We start from the raw sequence: 17,610 nt of genomic DNA, 5'->3' as shown, positions 1-17,610 counted from the left end.
GATAACCATTTCCGACTTGAGAGAAGAAGTCGTGGTTAGAAGTTCCTGTTGAAATACCGTTCATAACGATTGGGTTGACATCATCTGCTGAATCTGGGAAGAGTGGATCTTGTCCCAGGTTCATGAGTGCCTTGTTGGCATTGTAGCGAAGGAAGGTTTTGACTTCTTCCGTCCAACCAACACCGTCATAGAGGCTTTCTGTATAGCCTTCTTCATTCTCGTAAAGAGTGTAGAGCAGGTCGTACATCCAATCCTTGAGTCTTTCTTGCTCTTCTTCAGGTAATTCATTGAAACCAAGTTGGAATTTGTAACCAATGTAGGTTCCGTGAACAGACTCGTCACGAATAATCAATTTGATGATTTCCGCAACGTTGGCTAGCTTATTGTTACCGAGATAGTAGAGGGGAGTGAAGAAACCAGAGTAGAAGAGGAAGGTTTCGAGGAAGACACTGGCAACTTTCTTTTCAAGTGGGCTACCGTTTAGGTAGATTTCGTTGACAATCTCAGCCTTCTTTTGCAGATAAGGATTGGTATTGGTCCATTCGAAAATTTCTTCAATCTCAGCTTTAGTATTCAATGTAGAGAAGATTGAAGAGTAAGATTTTGCGTGGACAGATTCCATAAATTGGATGTTATTGAAAACAGCTTCTTCATGTGGTGTACGGATGTCTGCGCGAAGGGCTTGAACCCCCGTTTCAGATTGCATAGTGTCGAGAAGGGTTAAACCACCAAAAACTTTTCCAACCAAGTCTTTCTCTTTGTTTGATAGTTTTCTCCAGTCATCCAAGTCGTTTGACAAGGGAATACGTGTATCGAGCCAGAATTGCTCCGTCAGTTTTTCCCAAGTTGATTTGTCGATGACATCTTCGATGGCATTCCAGTTAATGGCTTTGTAGTAAGTTTCCATTTGAAATCTCTTTCTGTGTTTAGTATTGCGAACTCACAATTATTTCTATTTTACCATAATTCTATAGGAGTATCGCACAAAAAGTCGGAAGCCCGACTTTTAAAATGTTACATAAATTATGTTATGACCTAGTAGATTTGATTTTATCAGTGCTGCTTAGGGAAAAATAGTGTTTCTATGCTAGAAACTAAATTACACAGCTTTCACATTGGTTGGCACCGACTTCTCCACCATCATCAGTAAAGGTACGGACGTAGTAGATAGACTTGATACCCTTGTTAAAGGCATAGTTACGAAGGATTGACAAGTCACGTGTCGTTTGTTTGTTTTCTTTCTTCCATTCGTAAAGACCTTTTGGAATATCACTACGCATGAAGAGAGTAAGTGAAAGTCCTTGGTCCACGTGCTCAGTTGCAGCAGCGTAAACATCGATGACTTTACGCATATCCATGTCGTAAGCAGAAGTGTAGTAAGGAATGGTTTCTGTTGACAAGCCAGCAGCTGGATAATAGATTTTACCGATTTTCTTTTCTTGACGTTCTTCGATACGTTGCGTAATCGGGTGGATAGAAGCCGAAACGTCATTGATGTAACTGATAGAACCATTTGGCGCTACAGCAAGGCGGTTTTGGTGGTAAAGACCATCTGCTTGAACCTTGTCGCGAAGTTCAGCCCAATCAGCAGCACTTGGGATAAAGACATCTTTGAAGAGTTCTTTAACACGTTCTGATTTTGGAACAAACTCGCCTGTAATATACTTGTCAAAGTAGCTTCCGTTAGCATAGTCTGATTTTTCAAAGTTGTGGAAGGTGATACCACGTTCACGCGCAATATTGTTTGACTCAACCAAGGTCCAGTAGTTCATGAGCATGAAGTAGATGCTTGTAAATTCAACAGACTCAGGCGATCCATATTCAATCAGTTGTTGGGCAAGGTAGCTGTGAAGTCCCATGGCACCGAGACCAAAGGTATGGGCTTGGCTATTTCCATGGTTAATCGTAGGTACAGCCACGATGTGTGAACTATCTGTAACGAAAGTTAAAGCACGAACCATAGCACGGATAGAACGACCAAAATCAGGTGAAGTCATCATGTTGACCACGTTGGTTGAACCAAGGTTACATGAAACGTCCGTCCCCATTTGCAGGAATTCTTGAGCATCGTTGATCAAGCTTGGTTCTTGAACTTGAAGAATCTCAGAACACAAGTTACTCATGATAATCTTTCCATCAACAGGATTTGCACGGTTAGCCGTATCAATGTTGACGACATAAGGATAACCAGACTCCTGTTGCAATTTAGAGATTTCAGTTTCCAAATCACGCGCCTTGATTTTTGTCTTGCGGATATTTGGATTTGCGACTAATTCATCGTATTTTTTAGTAATGTCGATGTAGTTGAATGGCACACCGTATTCTTTTTCTACAGAGTAAGGGCTGAAGAGGTACATTTCTTCATTTTTACGCGCCAATTCGTAGAATTTATCTGGTACTACCACACCAAGTGATAGGGTTTTGACACGAACTTTTTCATCGGCATTTTCTTTCTTAGTTGAAAGGAAGGCGATGATATCTGGGTGGAAGACGTTGAGGTAGACAACACCAGCACCTTGACGTTGCCCCAATTGGTTTGAGTAAGAGAAGCTATCTTCGAAGAGTTTCATAACTGGAACGACACCAGAAGCGGCTCCTTCATATCCTTTAATAGGAGCACCAGCTTCACGAAGGTTGCTGAGGGTAATTCCCACACCACCACCAATACGTGAAAGTTGAAGAGCTGAGTTGATAGAACGTCCAATAGAATTCATATCATCCGTCACTTGGATTAGGAAACAAGATACCAACTCTCCACGACGAGCACGTCCAGCATTCAAGAAGGAAGGAGTAGCAGGTTGGTAGCGTTGGTGGATGATTTCATTGGCAATATCGATTGCAACAGCTTCATTCCCATCAGCGAAATAAAGGGCGTTAAAGAAGACACGGTCTTCCATGCTTTCAAGATAATATTCACCGTCGTTAGTCTTTAAGGCATATTGATTGTAAAATTTATAAGCTGCCATGAATGACTTGAATTGGAAGTTTTGGTCTTTGATAAATTGAGCCAATTCTTCCAAGAACTCTGGACGGTATTTCTTGATAAAAGCTGTTTCGATGTAGTTGTGTTCAATGAGGTAGTTGATTTTATCTTTAATTGAATCAAAAACCATAGTGTTTGGAACGACATTTTCTTTAAAGAAGGCATCCAAGGCTTCCTTATCTTTATGAAGCATGATTTGTCCATTAACAGGACGGTTGATTTCGTTATTGAGACGGAAGTAAGTCACGTCTTCAAGATGTTTTAATCCCATAAAATTTCCCTTATCTAATTACAAAAGAAAGGCCTCTAAGTTAGCCCTAGAAGCAGTTTCTTCTGGATGATGTACTAAGATTATGCTAATTGTTTCAGTTTTCCTGGTTGGAAACCTGAAAAGACTTCAGTTGGTGTTTGAATAATAGGAGCTGCGCTAAAACCGAGCTCTTTGACTTGATCGATGTACTCAGGCTGCTCATCAAGATTGATTTCTTTATATTCAACGTTATTACTGTCCAAGAAACGCTTGGTCATTTTACATTGGACACAATTGTTTTTAGAATAAACGGTTACCATTGTGTAACTCCTCTTCAAAATTTAATACTATCTTAGTATATCAGAAAATAAAATTTTGTCAATGATTTGAACTAAATATAGTGGTCTGTTTTTCTACTCAAGCTTACAAAACACAATATGTAGTGTTTGCTTTATAAAATAGCAATGATTATCCTATAAATCGTTTTTAAAGAAACTATATCCTGTGTTTTGTTATCTAGGATAGAAGATTTTCAGCAAGTTATCTGAAAGGAAATTGAAGGAAAATCCAGAAAATGCTTGAAAAAAATCCTAGAAGATGGTATAATACCAAATTGTAAGGGTTATCACATATAACTCAAAAAAGAAAGAACAAAAGGAGAGTCAAACTATGGCTTCTAAAGATTTCCACGTAGTGGCAGAAACAGGTATTCACGCACGTCCAGCAACATTGTTGGTGCAAACTGCTAGCAAATTTGCTTCAGATATCACTCTTGAGTACAAAGGTAAATCAGTTAACCTTAAATCAATTATGGGTGTTATGAGTCTTGGTGTTGGCCAAGGTGCTGACGTAACTATCTCAGCTGAAGGTGCAGATGCAGATGACGCTATCGCTGCAATCTCAGAAACAATGGAAAAAGAAGGATTGGCATAAGGGAAATGACAGAAATGCTTAAAGGAATCGCAGCATCTGACGGTGTTGCAGTTGCAAAAGCATATCTACTCGTTCAACCGGATTTGTCATTCGAGACTATTTCAGTCGAAGATACAAACGCAGAAGAGGCTCGTTTGGATGTTGCTCTTGAAGCTTCTCAAAACGAGCTTTCTCTTATCCGCGAGAAAGCTGTAGGTACGCTTGGTGAAGAAGCGGCTCAAGTTTTTGACGCTCATTTGATGGTTCTTTCTGACCCAGAATTGATTGGTCAGATTAAAGAAACAATTCGTGCTAAGAAAGTCAATGCAGAAGCAGGTCTTAAAGAAGTGACTGACATGTTCATCACTATCTTTGAAGGTATGGAAGACAACCCATACATGCAAGAACGTGCAGCGGATATCCGCGACGTGACAAAACGTGTATTGGCAAACCTTCTTGGTAAGAAATTGCCAAACCCAGCTTCGATCAATGAAGAAGTAATCGTGATTGCACATGACTTGACACCATCTGATACAGCTCAATTGGACAAAAACTTTGTAAAAGCTTTTGTAACAAATATCGGTGGACGTACAAGCCACTCAGCTATCATGGCACGTACACTTGAAATTGCAGCTGTATTGGGAACAAATAACATTACTGAAGTAGTGAAAGACGGCGACATCCTTGCCGTTAACGGAATTACTGGTGAAGTGATTATCAACCCAACAGATGAACAAGCGGCAGAATTTAAAGCAGCTGGTGAAGCTTATGCTAAACAAAAAGCTGAATGGGCACTTTTGAAAGATGCTCAAACAGTGACTGCTGACGGTAAACACTTCGAGTTGGCTGCTAACATCGGTACTCCAAAAGACGTTGAAGGTGTTAACAATAACGGTGCAGAAGCTGTTGGACTTTACCGTACAGAGTTCTTATACATGGATTCTCAAGACTTCCCAACAGAAGATGAGCAGTATGAAGCATACAAAGCTGTTCTTGAGGGAATGAATGGTAAACCAGTCGTTGTTCGTACAATGGATATCGGTGGAGATAAGGAACTTCCTTACTTCGATATGCCACATGAAATGAACCCATTCCTTGGATTCCGCGCCCTTCGTATCTCTATTTCTGAAACTGGAGATGCAATGTTCCGTACACAGATCCGTGCCCTTCTTCGTGCTTCTGTTCATGGTCAATTGCGTATCATGTTCCCAATGGTTGCGCTTTTGAAAGAATTCCGTGCAGCTAAAGCAGTTTATGAAGAAGAAAAAGCAAACCTTCTTGCAGAAGGTGTTGCAGTTGCGGATGATATCCAAGTTGGCATCATGATTGAAATCCCTGCAGCAGCCATGCTTGCAGACCAATTTGCTAAAGAAGTTGACTTCTTCTCAATTGGTACAAACGATTTGATTCAATATACAATGGCAGCAGACCGTATGAACGAGCAAGTTTCATACCTTTACCAACCATATAACCCATCAATCCTTCGCTTGATCAACAACGTTATCAAGGCAGCTCACGCTGAAGGTAAATGGGCTGGTATGTGTGGTGAGATGGCTGGTGACCAAACAGCTGTTCCACTTCTTGTCGGAATGGGCTTGGATGAATTCTCTATGTCAGCAACATCAGTACTTCGTACACGTAGCTTGATGAAGAAATTGGACACTGCTAAGATGGAAGAGTACGCTAACCGTGCCCTTACAGAGTGTTCAACAATGGAAGAAGTTCTTGAACTTCAAAAAGAATACGTTAACTTCGATTAATGTCATTAACCTTGTAACCTAGTTGCAAGGTTTTTTGACGCATTTTAGAAAAGTATAGTCTTGTAAAGTACACTTTTAAATGCTCCGGAGGCATGGTATAATAGGGGAAAGTAAATAGAATAAGAGAGAAACCATGTCTAAAGAAATTGATATTGAATATTACCACCAGCTAGCCTTGCAAAAGCAGAAGGAGCACCGTAAAGTTTTAGCCAATCTAAAGAAAAAACCTCCTAAAAACCTAGACAAGATAGCCCAGCAGATTCACGAGGAAGTCTTTGCGGAGATTGATTGTACGGCCTGTGCCAACTGTTGCAAGACATTGGGGCCTGACTTTAAAGAAGCGGATATTACACGAATCGCCAAGTATTTTAAGATGAAATTACCTGCTTTTGAAGCGGAGTTTCTGCAGGTGGATGAAGATGGAGACAAGGTTTTTAAATCAATGCCTTGCCCATTTTTAGGAGGAGATAACCTCTGTTCCATTTATGACGTTCGTCCAAAGGCCTGTCGTGAATTTCCCCATACCGACCGTAAAAAAATCCATCAAATCAACCATTTGACGATTAAGAATACCTTGACCTGCCCAGCAGCCTATCTCTTTGTTGAGAAATTAAAGGATAAGTTGTAGAAATTTGTAATTTTAAATTTTGAACAAAGATTACAAGATTAAAATTCTCATAATAACTAGTAATATGAAGGGAGAACTCTGTGCCTAGACCGAAAACAAAAGAGGAGCTAATGCTGGCCTCTAAGGAAAACTATGAAAAGCTCAATCGTTTCATCTCCCAACTAAGTGAAGATGAGCTACAGATTCCATTTGATTTTTCAAGAGACCCAAAGAAAAAAGAAGCTCACTGGAAAAGGGATAAAAATCTACGGGATGTCTTGATCTATCTTTATGAATGGCAGCAGTTACTTTTGACTTGGGTCCATTCTAATCAAGAAGGTCACGAAAGACCTTTTCTCCCTGACTCTTATAATTGGAAAACTTATGGACAAATGAATGATGCTTTTTGGAAGAAGCACCAGAAAACTTCTTTAGAAGAAGCGACTAGACTATTAGAGCAATCGCATAAAGAGGTTTTAGAGTTGATAGAAGTTTTTAGCAATGACGAACTCTTTACCAAAGGTGTCTATAAGTGGACGGGAGGGACAAGTCTAGGTTCTTATTTTGTCAGTAACACGTCAAGCCACTATGATTGGGCTATGAAAAAACTCAAAGCTCATCGGAAGAATTGTAAGGGATAGATGGACTGTTTGAAATTGCAAGAATGAGTTCTTTTAAACGTAATACTCTTCGAAAATCAAATTCAAACTGCGTCAACGTCGCCTTGCCGTACTCAAGTACAGCCTGCGGCTAGTTTCCTAGTTTGCTTTTTGATTTTCATTGAGTATAAGATAAAAACAGAGGGCTATCAAGTGATGTAGCCCTTTTGAGTTATACAAGCAAATTACCATGCAAAAGCTGTCGTTGGAGCATTGAGCGCTTCTAACCACTGTTTATTTTTTACGGGGCAAAGAGTTACGGATATACCTGCCATATCCAGACTGGTCATAAATGTTCCTGATTTTATAAAGGTAATAGTGACTCCTTCAATTTCTAAGAGTTGAAGGAGATCATTGATAAATATGCCCATTTCTAGGTTGGTACTAGTACCTAGATTATTTACAAGCAATATAAATTGCTCACCCTTTTTCCAATGATAGTGCAATCTTAATTTACTTATAATTTCATTTGCAAGTATTTCTGACGATTGGAATGGGACGATACGATAACCTTCTTCGCCGTGTATCCCAATACCATAGGAAATATTTCCTTCTTCCAAGCTAAATAGTGGAAGAGTGGTTTGGGGGAGACTAGCGGATTTCCTTGCAAAGCCAATTGTTGCGATTTCGGGAGCAAGCTCATGACCTAAATCAGTTAGGTGTTCTATGTCGGCTCCATTTTGAGCTGCATATCCTAGAATTTTATGAAGTAAAATTGTCCCTGCAAGCCCTCTTCCTCTAATTTGAAATCTATTGTGAGGTTCAATTGAAATATCGTCGTGTGCTAGACTATAGCCGACTTTAATGCCTTCTTTTCTAGCAGTGTTAATGGCCGAGCTAAATTCTTTGATGTCTGCTTCGAAATTTTTTACAATGATGAAGACACCGTGATCATTGTTTAAAAAACGAATGGACTCTAAGATTTCAGTTCTTGTAGGAGGAGTAAATAATTGGCCATAGATAGCAGCAGTAAGCATTCCTTCTCCCACATATCCAATATGAGCAGGTTCGTGACCTGAACCTCCACCCGACAATATGGGAACCTGATGAGGATTGCGATTTTTTTGATAGACTAATGGTAAGGTAGGGTGTTTTTCTAATTCAGGATGACTGCTGACAGTTGCCGAAATGTAACTTGAAATAATTTTCTGTTTATGATTTGAAATAAATGTCATTGTGGTCTCTTTCCAATAATTGTCATGATTAGAAAGTCTGGTTGTGGAACTGGACTTTTTTTATTGACGTAAGCCTTCACGATTTCTGCTAGAGCATGTGAATGATAGTCTAACAAAAAACAAGTATAAGCAGATGAATCGATATCAATCTGACCGTATTCTCTTAAAATTTTTGATACAAGCAAGCGACAGTAGCTTATAAAGTGGTCATAGAAGTTATTTTGCCCTTGAATATCAAAAAGTTGAATATAAAAGTCACGCTCTTGTTCGAAATAAAAAAATAATTCTTGTAATAGTTTTTGTCCTGAAATGAAGTCCAAGTTATTGGTGATATACTCGGTTAAGTCATTCTCAAATATCCAGTCGAGCAGTTCATATTTGTCAAGAAAGTGATTATAAAAGGTCTGTCTACGAATGCCAGCTGATTCCATGATCTCTACAATAGAGATTTTGTCAAATTCTCTAGTAGCTAATAGGTCTCTAAATGCCTTGGCAATCCGTTTTTTTGTAATAAGTGATGATGCCATAGGAAGCCTTTCTTTTACTTCCTTCATTTTACCAAAAAAATGTTTGAAACGGGTTTAAAAGGGGACAAATAATAGAATCTGTCCCTTATCAGCCAGCAATAAAAAATATATAATGAAAGCGAAAACAAAGGTAGATACTGAAAGGAGTTTCTCATGAAAAAAATTATAAATGAACCGACACAAGTTGTTGATGAAATGTTGCAGGGGTTATCATTCATGCATGATGACTTGGTAGAACGTTTAGATGGTTTTGACGTTATCGTTAGAAAGGCAGAAAAGACAGGAAAAGTTGGACTCATTTCAGGTGGAGGATCAGGACATGAACCAAGTCATGCAGGATTTGTAGGAGAAGGAATGCTATCCGCTGCCATTTGTGGAGCAGTCTTTACCTCACCTACTCCAGACCAAATTTTAGAAGCCATTAAGGCATCTGATGAAGGTGCTGGGGTCTTTATGGTTATTAAGAACTATTCTGGGGACATCATGAACTTTGAAATCGCACAAGAACTTGCTGAAATGGAAGATATTGATGTAGCAAGTGTTGTGGTTGATGATGATATCGCTGTTGAAAATAGTCTCTATACCCAAGGTCGTCGAGGTGTTGCGGGTACTATTTTAGTCCATAAAATTTTGGGTGCTGCAGCTCGTTCTGGTAAATCATTAGCTGAAATGAAGGATTTGGCAGATAAACTTGTGTTAGAAATTAAAACAATTGGTCTTGCCTTGTCTGGAGCAACTGTTCCTGAAGTTGGCAAACCAGGATTTGTTTTAGAAGATGATGAATTTGAATATGGAGTTGGTATTCATGGTGAGCCAGGATATAAAAAAGAGAAAATGCAACCTTCAGCACAATTGGCCTCAGAATTGGTTGAAAAATTATCTGAAGGTTTCCAACTTAAAGCTGGTGAACGCTATGGCCTTCTCATTAATGGTTTAGGAAGCACTCCTCTTATGGAACAATATGTATTTGCAAATGATGTGGCAAAATTGCTCCATGAAAAAGGTGTTCAGTTGGCGTTTAAGAAAATAGGGAACTATATGACTTCAATCGATATGGCTGGTTTGTCATTAACATTGATTCGATTAGCAGATGATGAGTGGTTGGATGCTCTAAATGCACCTGTTACTACACCAGCTTGGTAAAACTTTAGGAGGAAATGTCAAATGAATGCTGAACAAGCTCTTGAATGGATGAAGCTTTTTAATGAAAAGATTCAAGAACAGAAAGATTACCTTAGTGAGCTAGACACTCCTATAGGAGATGGAGACCACGGTGGAAATATGGCGCGTGGCATGGCTGCAGTTATGGAAAACTTAGAAGGCAAGCAATTTGAGACCAGCAGTGATGTTTTTAAACTTGTCTCAATGCAACTACTGAGTAAGGTAGGTGGTGCTTCTGGTCCCTTGTATGGCTCTGCTTTTATGGGCATGGCCAAGGCTGATTCAAATTCGAAATTAGAAGAAATCCTACAAAGTGGTTTGGATATGATTGTCAAACGCGGGAAAGCAGAAGTTGGAGAAAAGACAATGGTTGATGTTTGGACTCCTGTCATTGCTGCCTTGTCTGATGGTCAGTTGACTAAAGAGGTTATTGATAATGCAGTGAATGCTACCAAAGATTTACTTGCAACTAAAGGAAGAGCATCTTATGTAGGAGAACGTTCTCTTGGACATATTGACCCTGGCTCATTTTCATCAGGATTACTCTTTACTGCTCTTTTAGAAACCGGGGTGGTTTAATGGGAAGTATTGGTCTTGTTATCGTTTCACATTCTAAAAACATTGCACAAGGTCTTGTTGAACTGATTAGTGAAGTGGCTAAAGATGTTTCGATTACTTATGTAGGAGGAACCGAAGATGGAGGAATTGGAACTAGTTTCGATCAAGTAGATAGGGTTGTTTCCGAAAATCCAGCAGATACTTTACTTGCCTTTTTTGACCTAGGTTCTGCTAAAATGAACTTAGAAATGGTGGCTGATTTCAGTGATAAGAGTATCATCATCAACAGTGTTCCAATTGTAGAAGGTGCCTATACTGCAGCTGCTCTTCTTCAGGCTGGGGCAGAACTGTCGGTTATTCAAACACAGTTGTCGGAGCTTGAAATTAATAAATAAGGAATTTACTATTACTCCTTTTTTAGGTGGGCTATTAATTATCACTACTATCAAAGTTTAAGTAAATAATTTCAAAATCAGAAAGGGATTGCTTGCGCAGTTCCTTTTTAATGTAACAGGAGTAAAGCTATAGTGTTTCTAAATTGTGAATCACTCAAAACTGATTGTGATGGGACTATTCTAGCTTTAGAATTCTTCAAAAATTAACATTTAAGGCAATCAATGGCTTAGAAGAGTACGAAAACATTTGGTTTATAGGAATTCTAGGCCTAGAATTACATGGATATTTATGAAAATAGAGGATTCGATAGTTAGGATTGATCTATTCTGAAAGATTTGGGCTGTCAATTGGATAGGATAGTGTTATTCTATGCTGGATTCAAGTAACAATGATTTGATAGATAATATTAAAGAAAGATAAAAATCATAATTTTGTTTAATATGGTATAATATTTCTAATAATTTAAACATAATGAGGTAGTAATTTATGGATGAAGTTTTATTTTTTGGCGAAGATGACTTCGATATTCTTGATATTGATGGTTATGAACTAAAACCCTCATCGTTTTTTAATAAGTTACCAGAAATAGCCAAACCTTTAGTCAAAAATGCAAATAAAATCTTATCTGAAGTAGAAAAAATGTTATATTCTGCTCCAGCCTTTATCAATATTGTCCAATCTAGTATACCTGAAGAGGTTTTTCAGGCAATTCTTTCTCCAGAACAACGGGAACAAATTGCTCAAGGAGTGTTAAAATTGATGACAAAGAAAGATGGCTCTCTCTTGGCGGTATTAGTAGATACTAATACTAATAAAGTCATTGGAAATGTACCATTGAAATCTGTTAAATTGACACCAGAATTAAATAAAGCGTTAGCCGATTATTCGTCACAAATTCAAATGGCTCAGATTGCAGAGGAGATTCAGAATGTACAATATGCTATTGAGGACGTCAGAAAAGGACAGGAGTCAGATAGACTTGCAATAGCCTATAGTTGTCAACAGAAACTCTTGCAAGCTAGAGAGATATCAGATCCAAACATTAGAACAATGATGTTACTGCAAGTTATTTCAGATGCAGAAGATAGTAGAAATCTCTTAATGCTTAGTCAAAAATCAAATGTAAATTTTATAAAAGAACAACCAGATTCTACTTGGGGTAAGTTATTAAAAGGGGATAAACCAGATAAAATTGAAGCTCGTATGAATGAGATTAGAGATGGATTAGCAGCTGTAAATATCGTTTCACTATCAGCAGCAATAGCTTATAATGAGTTGGGCGAGAAAAAAGCTGCTCAAAAAAGTTTGGATTACTTTGGGAAATTTATTAACGAAACTTATCTCAGTTCTCAAGAATTAGTAGAGAGACTTGATCTACTTGATCCTTCGCCTACAAATTACTGGACAAAAGAATTGCCAAAAATTGAAACTTCTATAATGAAATTACCAAATAAACCAGATTATATTGAGACAGAGGTGCTAGAATGAAAGAAATAAAAAAATGCAAGACATGTACTAGGGATTTACCATCAAGTTATAAGCACAATAAGTGCGAATCGTGTAGAAACAAAAAAATAGATGAAGCAAAAAAGATACTTAAAGTTGTTGGACAAGTTGGAAGTGTGGTTACTCCAGTTGTAGTTGGTATGTTGATGAATAAAACTAAGAAAAAGAAGAAATAAACTAATCTATTAAGTACCTAGAAAGGAAAACTCTCAAATTGTCCTACAAATTTCTACTCTTCGATCTTGACCACACTCTTCTTGATTTTGATGCTGCTGAGGATGTGGCTTTGACACAACTCCTAAAAGAAGAAGGGGTTACAGATATTCAGGCTTATAAAGACTATTACGTTCCTATGAACAAGGCTCTCTGGAAGGACTTGGAGCAAAAGAAAATCAGTAAACAAGAGCTGGTTAAGACGCGCTTTTCTCGTTTATTTGGTCATTTTGGACAGGAAAAAGACGGTAGTTTTCTTGCCCAACGTTACCAATTTTACCTAGCCCAACAGGGACAAACTCTTTCAGGCGCTCATGAACTCTTGGACAGCCTTATCGAGCGTGATTATGAGCTGTATGCTGCGACAAATGGCATTACTGCCATTCAGACAGGTCGTTTGGCTCAATCTGGTTTGGCACCTTATTTCAATCAAGTTTTTATCTCTGAACAGCTGCAAACACAAAAGCCTGATGCACTCTTTTATGAAAAAATTGGTCAGCAGATTACAGGATTTAGCAAAGAAGAGACGCTGATGATTGGAGACTCTCTAACAGCCGACATTCAAGGTGGCAATAATGCGGGAATTGACACTATCTGGTACAATCCTCATCACCTCGAAAATCATACGCAAGCCCAGCCGACTTACGAAGTCCATTCTTACCAAGACTTGCTGGATTGCTTAGATAAACTGTAAAAAGTGGTTTAGATAGCCACTTTTTGCTATAATAGAGGCAGTAAAAACGAAGGAGTCGTCTATGGAACACTCGTCTTGGCATGCTTTGATTAAGGAGCAATTACCTGAAGGTTATTTTGCGAAAATCAATCAGTTTATGGAGCAGGTCTATGCTCAGGGGACTATTTATCCATCCAAGGAAAAGGTTTTTCAGGCTCTCTTGTCCACACCCCTAGAAGACGTGAAGGTGGTGATTTTAGGACAGGATCCTTATCATGGGCCAGGTCAGGCGCAGGGCTTGAGTTTTTCTGTTCCTGACTCTATCCCAGCTCCGCCATCCTTGCAAAATATCTTGAAAGAATTGTCAGATGACATCGGGATTAAGAAATCCCATGATTTGACGGCTTGGGCTGAGCAAGGAGTCTTGCTTCTCAATGCTTGTTTGACGGTTCCTGCTGGGCAGGCCAATGGTCATGCTGGGCAGATATGGGAGCCTTTTACTGATGCTGTGATTCAGGTAGTCAATCAACTAGATAAGCCGGTGGTCTTTATACTTTGGGGAGCCTATGCACGCAGGAAGAAGGTCTTAGTTACCAATCCTCGGCACTTGATTATCGAATCAGCCCATCCCAGTCCTTTATCGGTTTACAGAGGATTTTGGGGTTCCAAGCCTTTTTCCAAGGCCAATGCATTCTTAGAAGAGACAGGACAAGAGCCAATCGATTGGCTTAGATAAGGAGAGAATATGCCTCAGTTAGCGACAATTTGCTACATTGATAACGGGAAAGAACTGCTCATGCTCCACCGTAATAAGAAACCCAATGATGTCCATGAAGGGAAATGGATTGGTGTGGGTGGTAAGCTAGAGCGAGGAGAGACACCTCAGGAATGTGCTGCGCGTGAAATCCTTGAAGAAACAGGGCTCAAAGCCAAGCCAGTTCTAAAAGGCGTAATCACTTTTCCTGAATTTACGCCAGATTTAGACTGGTACACCTATGTTTTTAAGGTGACAGAGTTTGAGGGTGACTTGATTGACTGCAATGAGGGAACCTTAGAATGGGTTCCCTATGATGAAGTTCTGAGCAAGCCAACTTGGGAAGGTGACCACACCTTTGTTGAATGGCTTTTAGAGGACAAACCCTTCTTTTCAGCCAAGTTTGTTTATGATGGGGATAAATTGTTGGATACGCAAGTTGATTTCTATGAATAAAGGAGAAAGCAGATGCTAGTAATCAAAAATGGTCGTGTAATAGATCCCAAGTCTGGTTTGGATCAAGTATGTGATGTCTTGGTTCAAGATGGGAAAATTATCAAAATTGCGCCTGAAATTAAAGAAGAAGGGGCAGAAGTGCTTGATGCTACTGGTCTTGTAGTTGCGCCTGGTTTGGTCGATATTCATGTTCATTTCCGTGAACCTGGTCAGACCCACAAGGAAGATATCCATACGGGTGCCCTAGCAGCCGCTGCAGGTGGTTTTACAACGGTTGTCATGATGGCTAATACCAGTCCAACTATTTCAGATGTGGAGACTTTACAAGAAGTTCTCCAGTCAGCTGCCAAGGAAAAAATCAATGTCAAGACGGTTGCGACCATTACTAAGGGCTTTAATGGCCAAGACTTGACTGACTTTAAGGCACTCTTAGAAGCAGGTGCCGTTGGTTTTTCTGATGACGGTATTCCGCTTGAGAGCAGTAAAGTTGTCAAGGAAGCCATGGAAGAAGCCAAAAAACTCAATACCTTTATAAGTCTTCATGAGGAAGATCCAGGGTTGAATGGGATTCTTGGTTTTAACGAAAACATTGCTAAAGAACATTTCCATATCTGCGGTGCGACTGGGGTGGCTGAGTATGCTATGATGGCGCGTGATGTCATGATTGCCTATGCAACCAAGGCTCATGTTCACATTCAGCATTTGTCTAAGGAAGAAAGTGTTAGAGTAGTTGAGTTTGCTCAAGGATTGGGAGCGCAAGTCACGGCAGAAGTAGCGCCACAGCATTTCTCTAAGACAGAAGCTCTCCTTTTAACTCAAGGTAGCAATGCCAAGATGAATCCGCCGCTTCGTTTGGAATCAGACCGTCGTGCCGTTATTGAAGGTCTCAAATCAGGCGTCATTACAGTCATCGCGACAGACCACGCGCCTCACCATGCGGATGAAAAAAATGTCGAGGATATCACCAAAGCACCCTCTGGCATGACTGGTTTAGAAACCTCTCTGTCTCTCGGTTTGACTTATTTGGTGGAAGCTGGTGAGCTAAGCTTGATGGAATTGCTTGAAAAAATGACTGTTAATCCAGCCAAACTTTACAACTTTGAAGCAGGTTACTTGGCTGAGAATGGTCCAGCGGATATTACTATTTTTGATTCTAAGGCTGACCGCCTTGTGGACTCCCATTTTGCTTCCAAAGCAGCTAATTCACCATTCATCGGTGAAACCTTGAAAGGGCAGGTTAAATATACCATCTGTAAGGGACAAATCGTCTATCAAGCTTGATAGGAGTTGGAATATGAATTATTTTCGAAAACGTAGGGAGAGAAAAGCAAAATCTAATAGCGGAATTTACTGTCCCGCATCTAATCGTTCTAAAATTCAATATGAAACTAAAGAAAAAGCTGACCATGCGGTTCAATATGATAATGGAGGTTTAGTTAGAAGCTATTATTGTCGTACATGTGCGTGTTGGCATACTACTTCAAAATCTAATAACCCTCCGCTAAGTTTGAAAAACTATGGTCTGAAACTCTTTGGTTTAGATAAATCAGAATAGAAAGAGAAGTATGTATAAGACAAAGTGTTTACAAGAGAAGTTAGTATTATTTTTAAAAATTTTCTTCCCAATCCTGATCTACCAATTTGCCAATTATTCTGCCTCCTTTGTTGATACAACTATGACAGGTCAATACAACACTATGGACTTGGCTGGTGTGTCTATGGCGACCAGTATTTGGAATCCTTTCTTTACCTTCCTAACAGGGATTGTGTCAGCCTTGGTGCCCATCATTGGTCACCATCTAGGGCGAGGGAAAAAGGAAGAAGTAGCGTCAGATTTTTACCAGTTTATCTATCTGGCCCTGGGTCTATCTGTGGTCTTGCTGGGACTGGTACTTTTCTTGGCACCACCCGTTTTAAATCATATCGGACTAGAAGCACCAGTGGCGGCAGTAGCGGTTCGTTATCTCTGGTTTTTATCTATCGGGATTATCCCTTTGTTGCTCTTTAGTGTCATTCGTTCCTTACTGGATTCGCTGGGCTTGACCAAACTGTCCATGTACCTTATGCTTTTATTACTTCCTCTCAATAGTGGATTTAACTATCTCTTGATTTATGGTGTCTTTGGTTTTCCAGAGCTAGGAGGTTCTGGGGCTGGTTTAGGAACATCCTTGGCCTACTGGGTCTTGCTGGGGATTTCTGTTCTGGTTTTATTTAAACAGGAAAAGCTCAAGGCTCTACATCTTGAGAAACGAATTCCGCTTAATATGGATAAAATCAAGGAAGGAGTTCGTTTAGGTCTGCCTATTGGGGGAACTGTCTTTGCGGAAGTAGCTATCTTTTCCGTTGTTGGTTTGATTATGGCTAAGTTCTCGTCCTTGATTATTGCTAGTCACCAGTCAGCAATGAATTTTTCAAGTCTCATGTACGCCTTTCCTATGAGTATCTCATCTGCTATGGCTATTGTCGTTTCCTATGAAGTGGGAGCCAAGCGATTTGATGATGCGAAAACCTATATTGGTCTAGGAAGATGGACTGCCCTCATTTTTGCAGGCTTCACCTTATCCTTCCTTTACATTTTTAGAGGAAATGTGGCCAGTCTTTATGGTAACGACCCAGAATTTATCGATTTGACAGCGCGCTTTTTGACTTACAGCCTTTTCTTCCAGTTAGCAGATACCTTTGCGGCACCGCTTCAGGGAATTTTACGGGGGTATAAGGATACCGTTATTCCTTTTTACCTTGGTTTGGTAGGATATTGGGGCGTCACACTTCCAGTAGCTATGGTATTCGACTCTCTAACAGATTTTGGAGCTTATTCTTACTGGATTGGTTTGATTATTAGTCTAATCGTGAGTGGGGCGCTCTACCGTTGGCGTCTAACTGTGATTATGAAAAGATTTGAATCCAGAAAAGCTTGATTTTTAGAATTCCTATAAGCAAAAATATCCTTTGATATTCCATGCTACTTTACTGGTATCAGATATAAAAAAAGAAGTTGCTTATTTTAGCAGCTTCTTTTT

Annotated in this window: 20 protein-coding genes; 15 read left to right on the top strand and 5 right to left on the bottom strand. The window is 39.5% G+C overall.

Going from position 1 to position 17,610, the window contains the following annotated elements:
• The 3 genes from nrdF to nrdH all read right to left on the bottom strand — a co-directional run.
• Positions 1–907 (bottom strand): class 1b ribonucleoside-diphosphate reductase subunit beta (gene nrdF, locus WKI23_RS03995; protein WP_368079028.1); only part of this gene is annotated, 907 nt, incomplete at its 3' end.
• A 187-nt stretch (positions 908–1,094) separates the two neighbouring features.
• Positions 1,095–3,254, bottom strand: coding sequence for a class 1b ribonucleoside-diphosphate reductase subunit alpha (gene nrdE / locus WKI23_RS03990; RefSeq protein ID WP_368079027.1), 2,160 nt, complete (start codon positions 3,252–3,254; stop codon positions 1,095–1,097).
• Positions 3,255–3,334: 80 nt separating this feature from the next.
• Complete coding sequence (gene nrdH, locus WKI23_RS03985) at positions 3,335–3,553, bottom strand: glutaredoxin-like protein NrdH (RefSeq protein WP_000259242.1); 219 nt, start codon at positions 3,551–3,553, stop codon at positions 3,335–3,337.
• 349 nt (positions 3,554–3,902) lie between these two features.
• Between nrdH and WKI23_RS03980 the strand changes: the two genes are divergently transcribed.
• The 4 genes from WKI23_RS03980 to WKI23_RS03965 all read left to right on the top strand — a co-directional run bounded on the left by WKI23_RS03980 (position 3,903) and on the right by WKI23_RS03965 (position 7,153).
• Positions 3,903–4,166 (top strand): phosphocarrier protein HPr, encoded by a 264-nt coding sequence (locus WKI23_RS03980; RefSeq protein WP_000146947.1) that lies wholly within the window; start codon positions 3,903–3,905, stop codon positions 4,164–4,166.
• A gap of 5 nt (positions 4,167–4,171) precedes the next feature.
• Positions 4,172–5,905 carry a phosphoenolpyruvate--protein phosphotransferase gene (ptsP, locus tag WKI23_RS03975; protein ID WP_368079026.1) on the top strand — a complete coding sequence of 578 codons (1,734 nt, stop codon included), beginning with the start codon at positions 4,172–4,174 and terminating at the stop codon, positions 5,903–5,905.
• A 133-nt stretch (positions 5,906–6,038) separates the two neighbouring features.
• Positions 6,039–6,533, top strand: a complete 495-nt coding sequence (locus tag WKI23_RS03970; RefSeq protein WP_000031471.1) for a YkgJ family cysteine cluster protein — start codon at positions 6,039–6,041, stop codon at positions 6,531–6,533.
• A gap of 80 nt (positions 6,534–6,613) precedes the next feature.
• Positions 6,614–7,153, top strand: a complete 540-nt coding sequence (locus WKI23_RS03965; protein WP_368079025.1) for a ClbS/DfsB family four-helix bundle protein — start codon at positions 6,614–6,616, stop codon at positions 7,151–7,153.
• 203 nt (positions 7,154–7,356) lie between these two features.
• Here WKI23_RS03965 and dhaQ read toward each other — a convergent pair whose 3' ends face one another.
• Together dhaQ and dhaS are read right to left on the bottom strand one after the other, a co-directional pair.
• The gene (gene dhaQ / locus WKI23_RS03960) at positions 7,357–8,346 is read right to left on the bottom strand and encodes a DhaKLM operon coactivator DhaQ (protein WP_368079024.1); all 990 of its coding nucleotides are present in this window, start codon (positions 8,344–8,346) and stop codon (positions 7,357–7,359) included.
• Positions 8,343–8,873, bottom strand: a complete 531-nt coding sequence (gene dhaS, locus WKI23_RS03955) for a dihydroxyacetone kinase transcriptional activator DhaS (RefSeq protein ID WP_084924474.1) — start codon at positions 8,871–8,873, stop codon at positions 8,343–8,345. The genes dhaQ and dhaS overlap by 4 nt, the downstream gene beginning before the upstream one ends.
• Positions 8,874–9,026: 153 nt before the next feature.
• Between dhaS and dhaK the strand changes: the two genes are divergently transcribed.
• The 11 genes from dhaK to pdrM all read left to right on the top strand — a co-directional run bounded on the left by dhaK (position 9,027) and on the right by pdrM (position 17,508).
• Positions 9,027–10,016, top strand: a complete 990-nt coding sequence (gene dhaK / locus WKI23_RS03950) for a dihydroxyacetone kinase subunit DhaK (RefSeq protein WP_368079023.1) — start codon at positions 9,027–9,029, stop codon at positions 10,014–10,016.
• Positions 10,017–10,037: 21 nt separating this feature from the next.
• On the top strand, positions 10,038–10,613 hold the full coding sequence (dhaL, locus tag WKI23_RS03945) for a dihydroxyacetone kinase subunit DhaL (protein ID WP_368079022.1): 576 nt from the start codon (positions 10,038–10,040) through the stop codon (positions 10,611–10,613).
• The gene (gene dhaM, locus WKI23_RS03940) at positions 10,613–10,987 is read left to right on the top strand and encodes a dihydroxyacetone kinase phosphoryl donor subunit DhaM (RefSeq protein ID WP_368079021.1); all 375 of its coding nucleotides are present in this window, start codon (positions 10,613–10,615) and stop codon (positions 10,985–10,987) included. Before dhaL ends, dhaM begins: the two co-directional genes overlap by 1 nt.
• 487 nt (positions 10,988–11,474) lie before the next feature.
• Positions 11,475–12,476 (top strand): hypothetical protein, encoded by a 1,002-nt coding sequence (locus WKI23_RS03935; protein ID WP_368079020.1) that lies wholly within the window; start codon positions 11,475–11,477, stop codon positions 12,474–12,476.
• Positions 12,473–12,670, top strand: coding sequence for a hypothetical protein (locus tag WKI23_RS03930; RefSeq protein ID WP_000658758.1), 198 nt, complete (start codon positions 12,473–12,475; stop codon positions 12,668–12,670). The genes WKI23_RS03935 and WKI23_RS03930 overlap by 4 nt, the downstream gene beginning before the upstream one ends.
• Before the next feature lie 38 nt (positions 12,671–12,708).
• A complete protein-coding gene (locus WKI23_RS03925) occupies positions 12,709–13,401 on the top strand; it encodes a YjjG family noncanonical pyrimidine nucleotidase (RefSeq protein ID WP_368079019.1) in 693 nt (230 codons plus the stop codon).
• A 61-nt stretch (positions 13,402–13,462) separates the two neighbouring features.
• Positions 13,463–14,116 carry a uracil-DNA glycosylase gene (locus WKI23_RS03920; RefSeq protein ID WP_368079018.1) on the top strand — a complete coding sequence of 218 codons (654 nt, stop codon included), beginning with the start codon at positions 13,463–13,465 and terminating at the stop codon, positions 14,114–14,116.
• 9 nt (positions 14,117–14,125) lie between these two features.
• The gene (locus tag WKI23_RS03915; RefSeq protein ID WP_001135768.1) at positions 14,126–14,590 is read left to right on the top strand and encodes an NUDIX hydrolase; all 465 of its coding nucleotides are present in this window, start codon (positions 14,126–14,128) and stop codon (positions 14,588–14,590) included.
• 12 nt (positions 14,591–14,602) lie between these two features.
• Positions 14,603–15,871: a dihydroorotase gene (locus WKI23_RS03910; RefSeq protein WP_368079017.1), complete on the top strand. Its 1,269-nt coding sequence runs from the start codon at positions 14,603–14,605 to the stop codon at positions 15,869–15,871.
• 13 nt (positions 15,872–15,884) lie between these two features.
• Positions 15,885–16,145: a hypothetical protein gene (locus WKI23_RS03905; protein WP_001105920.1), complete on the top strand. Its 261-nt coding sequence runs from the start codon at positions 15,885–15,887 to the stop codon at positions 16,143–16,145.
• A 10-nt stretch (positions 16,146–16,155) separates the two neighbouring features.
• Positions 16,156–17,508: a sodium-coupled multidrug efflux MATE transporter PdrM gene (pdrM, locus tag WKI23_RS03900; RefSeq protein ID WP_368079016.1), complete on the top strand. Its 1,353-nt coding sequence runs from the start codon at positions 16,156–16,158 to the stop codon at positions 17,506–17,508.
• Positions 17,509–17,610: the final 102 nt, after the last annotated feature.

The sequence above is a fragment of the Streptococcus pseudopneumoniae genome (assembly GCF_038148955.1).
Lineage (GTDB): Bacteria > Bacillota > Bacilli > Lactobacillales > Streptococcaceae > Streptococcus > Streptococcus pseudopneumoniae_T.
The sequence above is the reverse complement of the archived record's forward strand: the minus strand, read 5'-3'. Positions and strand labels throughout refer to the sequence as shown.

Bases quoted from the DNA above. Each gene is read 5' to 3' on its own strand.
- WKI23_RS03970 (WP_000031471.1), top strand. From the start codon at position 6,039: ATGTCTAAAGAAATTGATATTGAATATTACCACCAGCTAGCCTTGCAA.
- WKI23_RS03910 (WP_368079017.1), top strand. From the start codon at position 14,603: ATGCTAGTAATCAAAAATGGTCGTGTAATAGATCCCAAGTCTGGTTTG.
- WKI23_RS03920 (WP_368079018.1), top strand. From the start codon at position 13,463: ATGGAACACTCGTCTTGGCATGCTTTGATTAAGGAGCAATTACCTGAA.
- nrdH (WP_000259242.1), bottom strand. From the start codon at position 3,553: ATGGTAACCGTTTATTCTAAAAACAATTGTGTCCAATGTAAAATGACC.
- WKI23_RS03915 (WP_001135768.1), top strand. From the start codon at position 14,126: ATGCCTCAGTTAGCGACAATTTGCTACATTGATAACGGGAAAGAACTG.
- ptsP (WP_368079026.1), top strand. From the start codon at position 4,172: ATGACAGAAATGCTTAAAGGAATCGCAGCATCTGACGGTGTTGCAGTT.
- WKI23_RS03930 (WP_000658758.1), top strand. From the start codon at position 12,473: ATGAAAGAAATAAAAAAATGCAAGACATGTACTAGGGATTTACCATCA.
- WKI23_RS03980 (WP_000146947.1), top strand. From the start codon at position 3,903: ATGGCTTCTAAAGATTTCCACGTAGTGGCAGAAACAGGTATTCACGCA.
- dhaL (WP_368079022.1), top strand. From the start codon at position 10,038: ATGAATGCTGAACAAGCTCTTGAATGGATGAAGCTTTTTAATGAAAAG.
- pdrM (WP_368079016.1), top strand. From the start codon at position 16,156: ATGTATAAGACAAAGTGTTTACAAGAGAAGTTAGTATTATTTTTAAAA.
- WKI23_RS03905 (WP_001105920.1), top strand. From the start codon at position 15,885: ATGAATTATTTTCGAAAACGTAGGGAGAGAAAAGCAAAATCTAATAGC.
- dhaM (WP_368079021.1), top strand. From the start codon at position 10,613: ATGGGAAGTATTGGTCTTGTTATCGTTTCACATTCTAAAAACATTGCA.
- dhaS (WP_084924474.1), bottom strand. From the start codon at position 8,873: ATGGCATCATCACTTATTACAAAAAAACGGATTGCCAAGGCATTTAGA.
- WKI23_RS03935 (WP_368079020.1), top strand. From the start codon at position 11,475: ATGGATGAAGTTTTATTTTTTGGCGAAGATGACTTCGATATTCTTGAT.
- dhaK (WP_368079023.1), top strand. From the start codon at position 9,027: ATGAAAAAAATTATAAATGAACCGACACAAGTTGTTGATGAAATGTTG.
- nrdE (WP_368079027.1), bottom strand. From the start codon at position 3,254: ATGGGATTAAAACATCTTGAAGACGTGACTTACTTCCGTCTCAATAAC.
- dhaQ (WP_368079024.1), bottom strand. From the start codon at position 8,346: ATGACATTTATTTCAAATCATAAACAGAAAATTATTTCAAGTTACATT.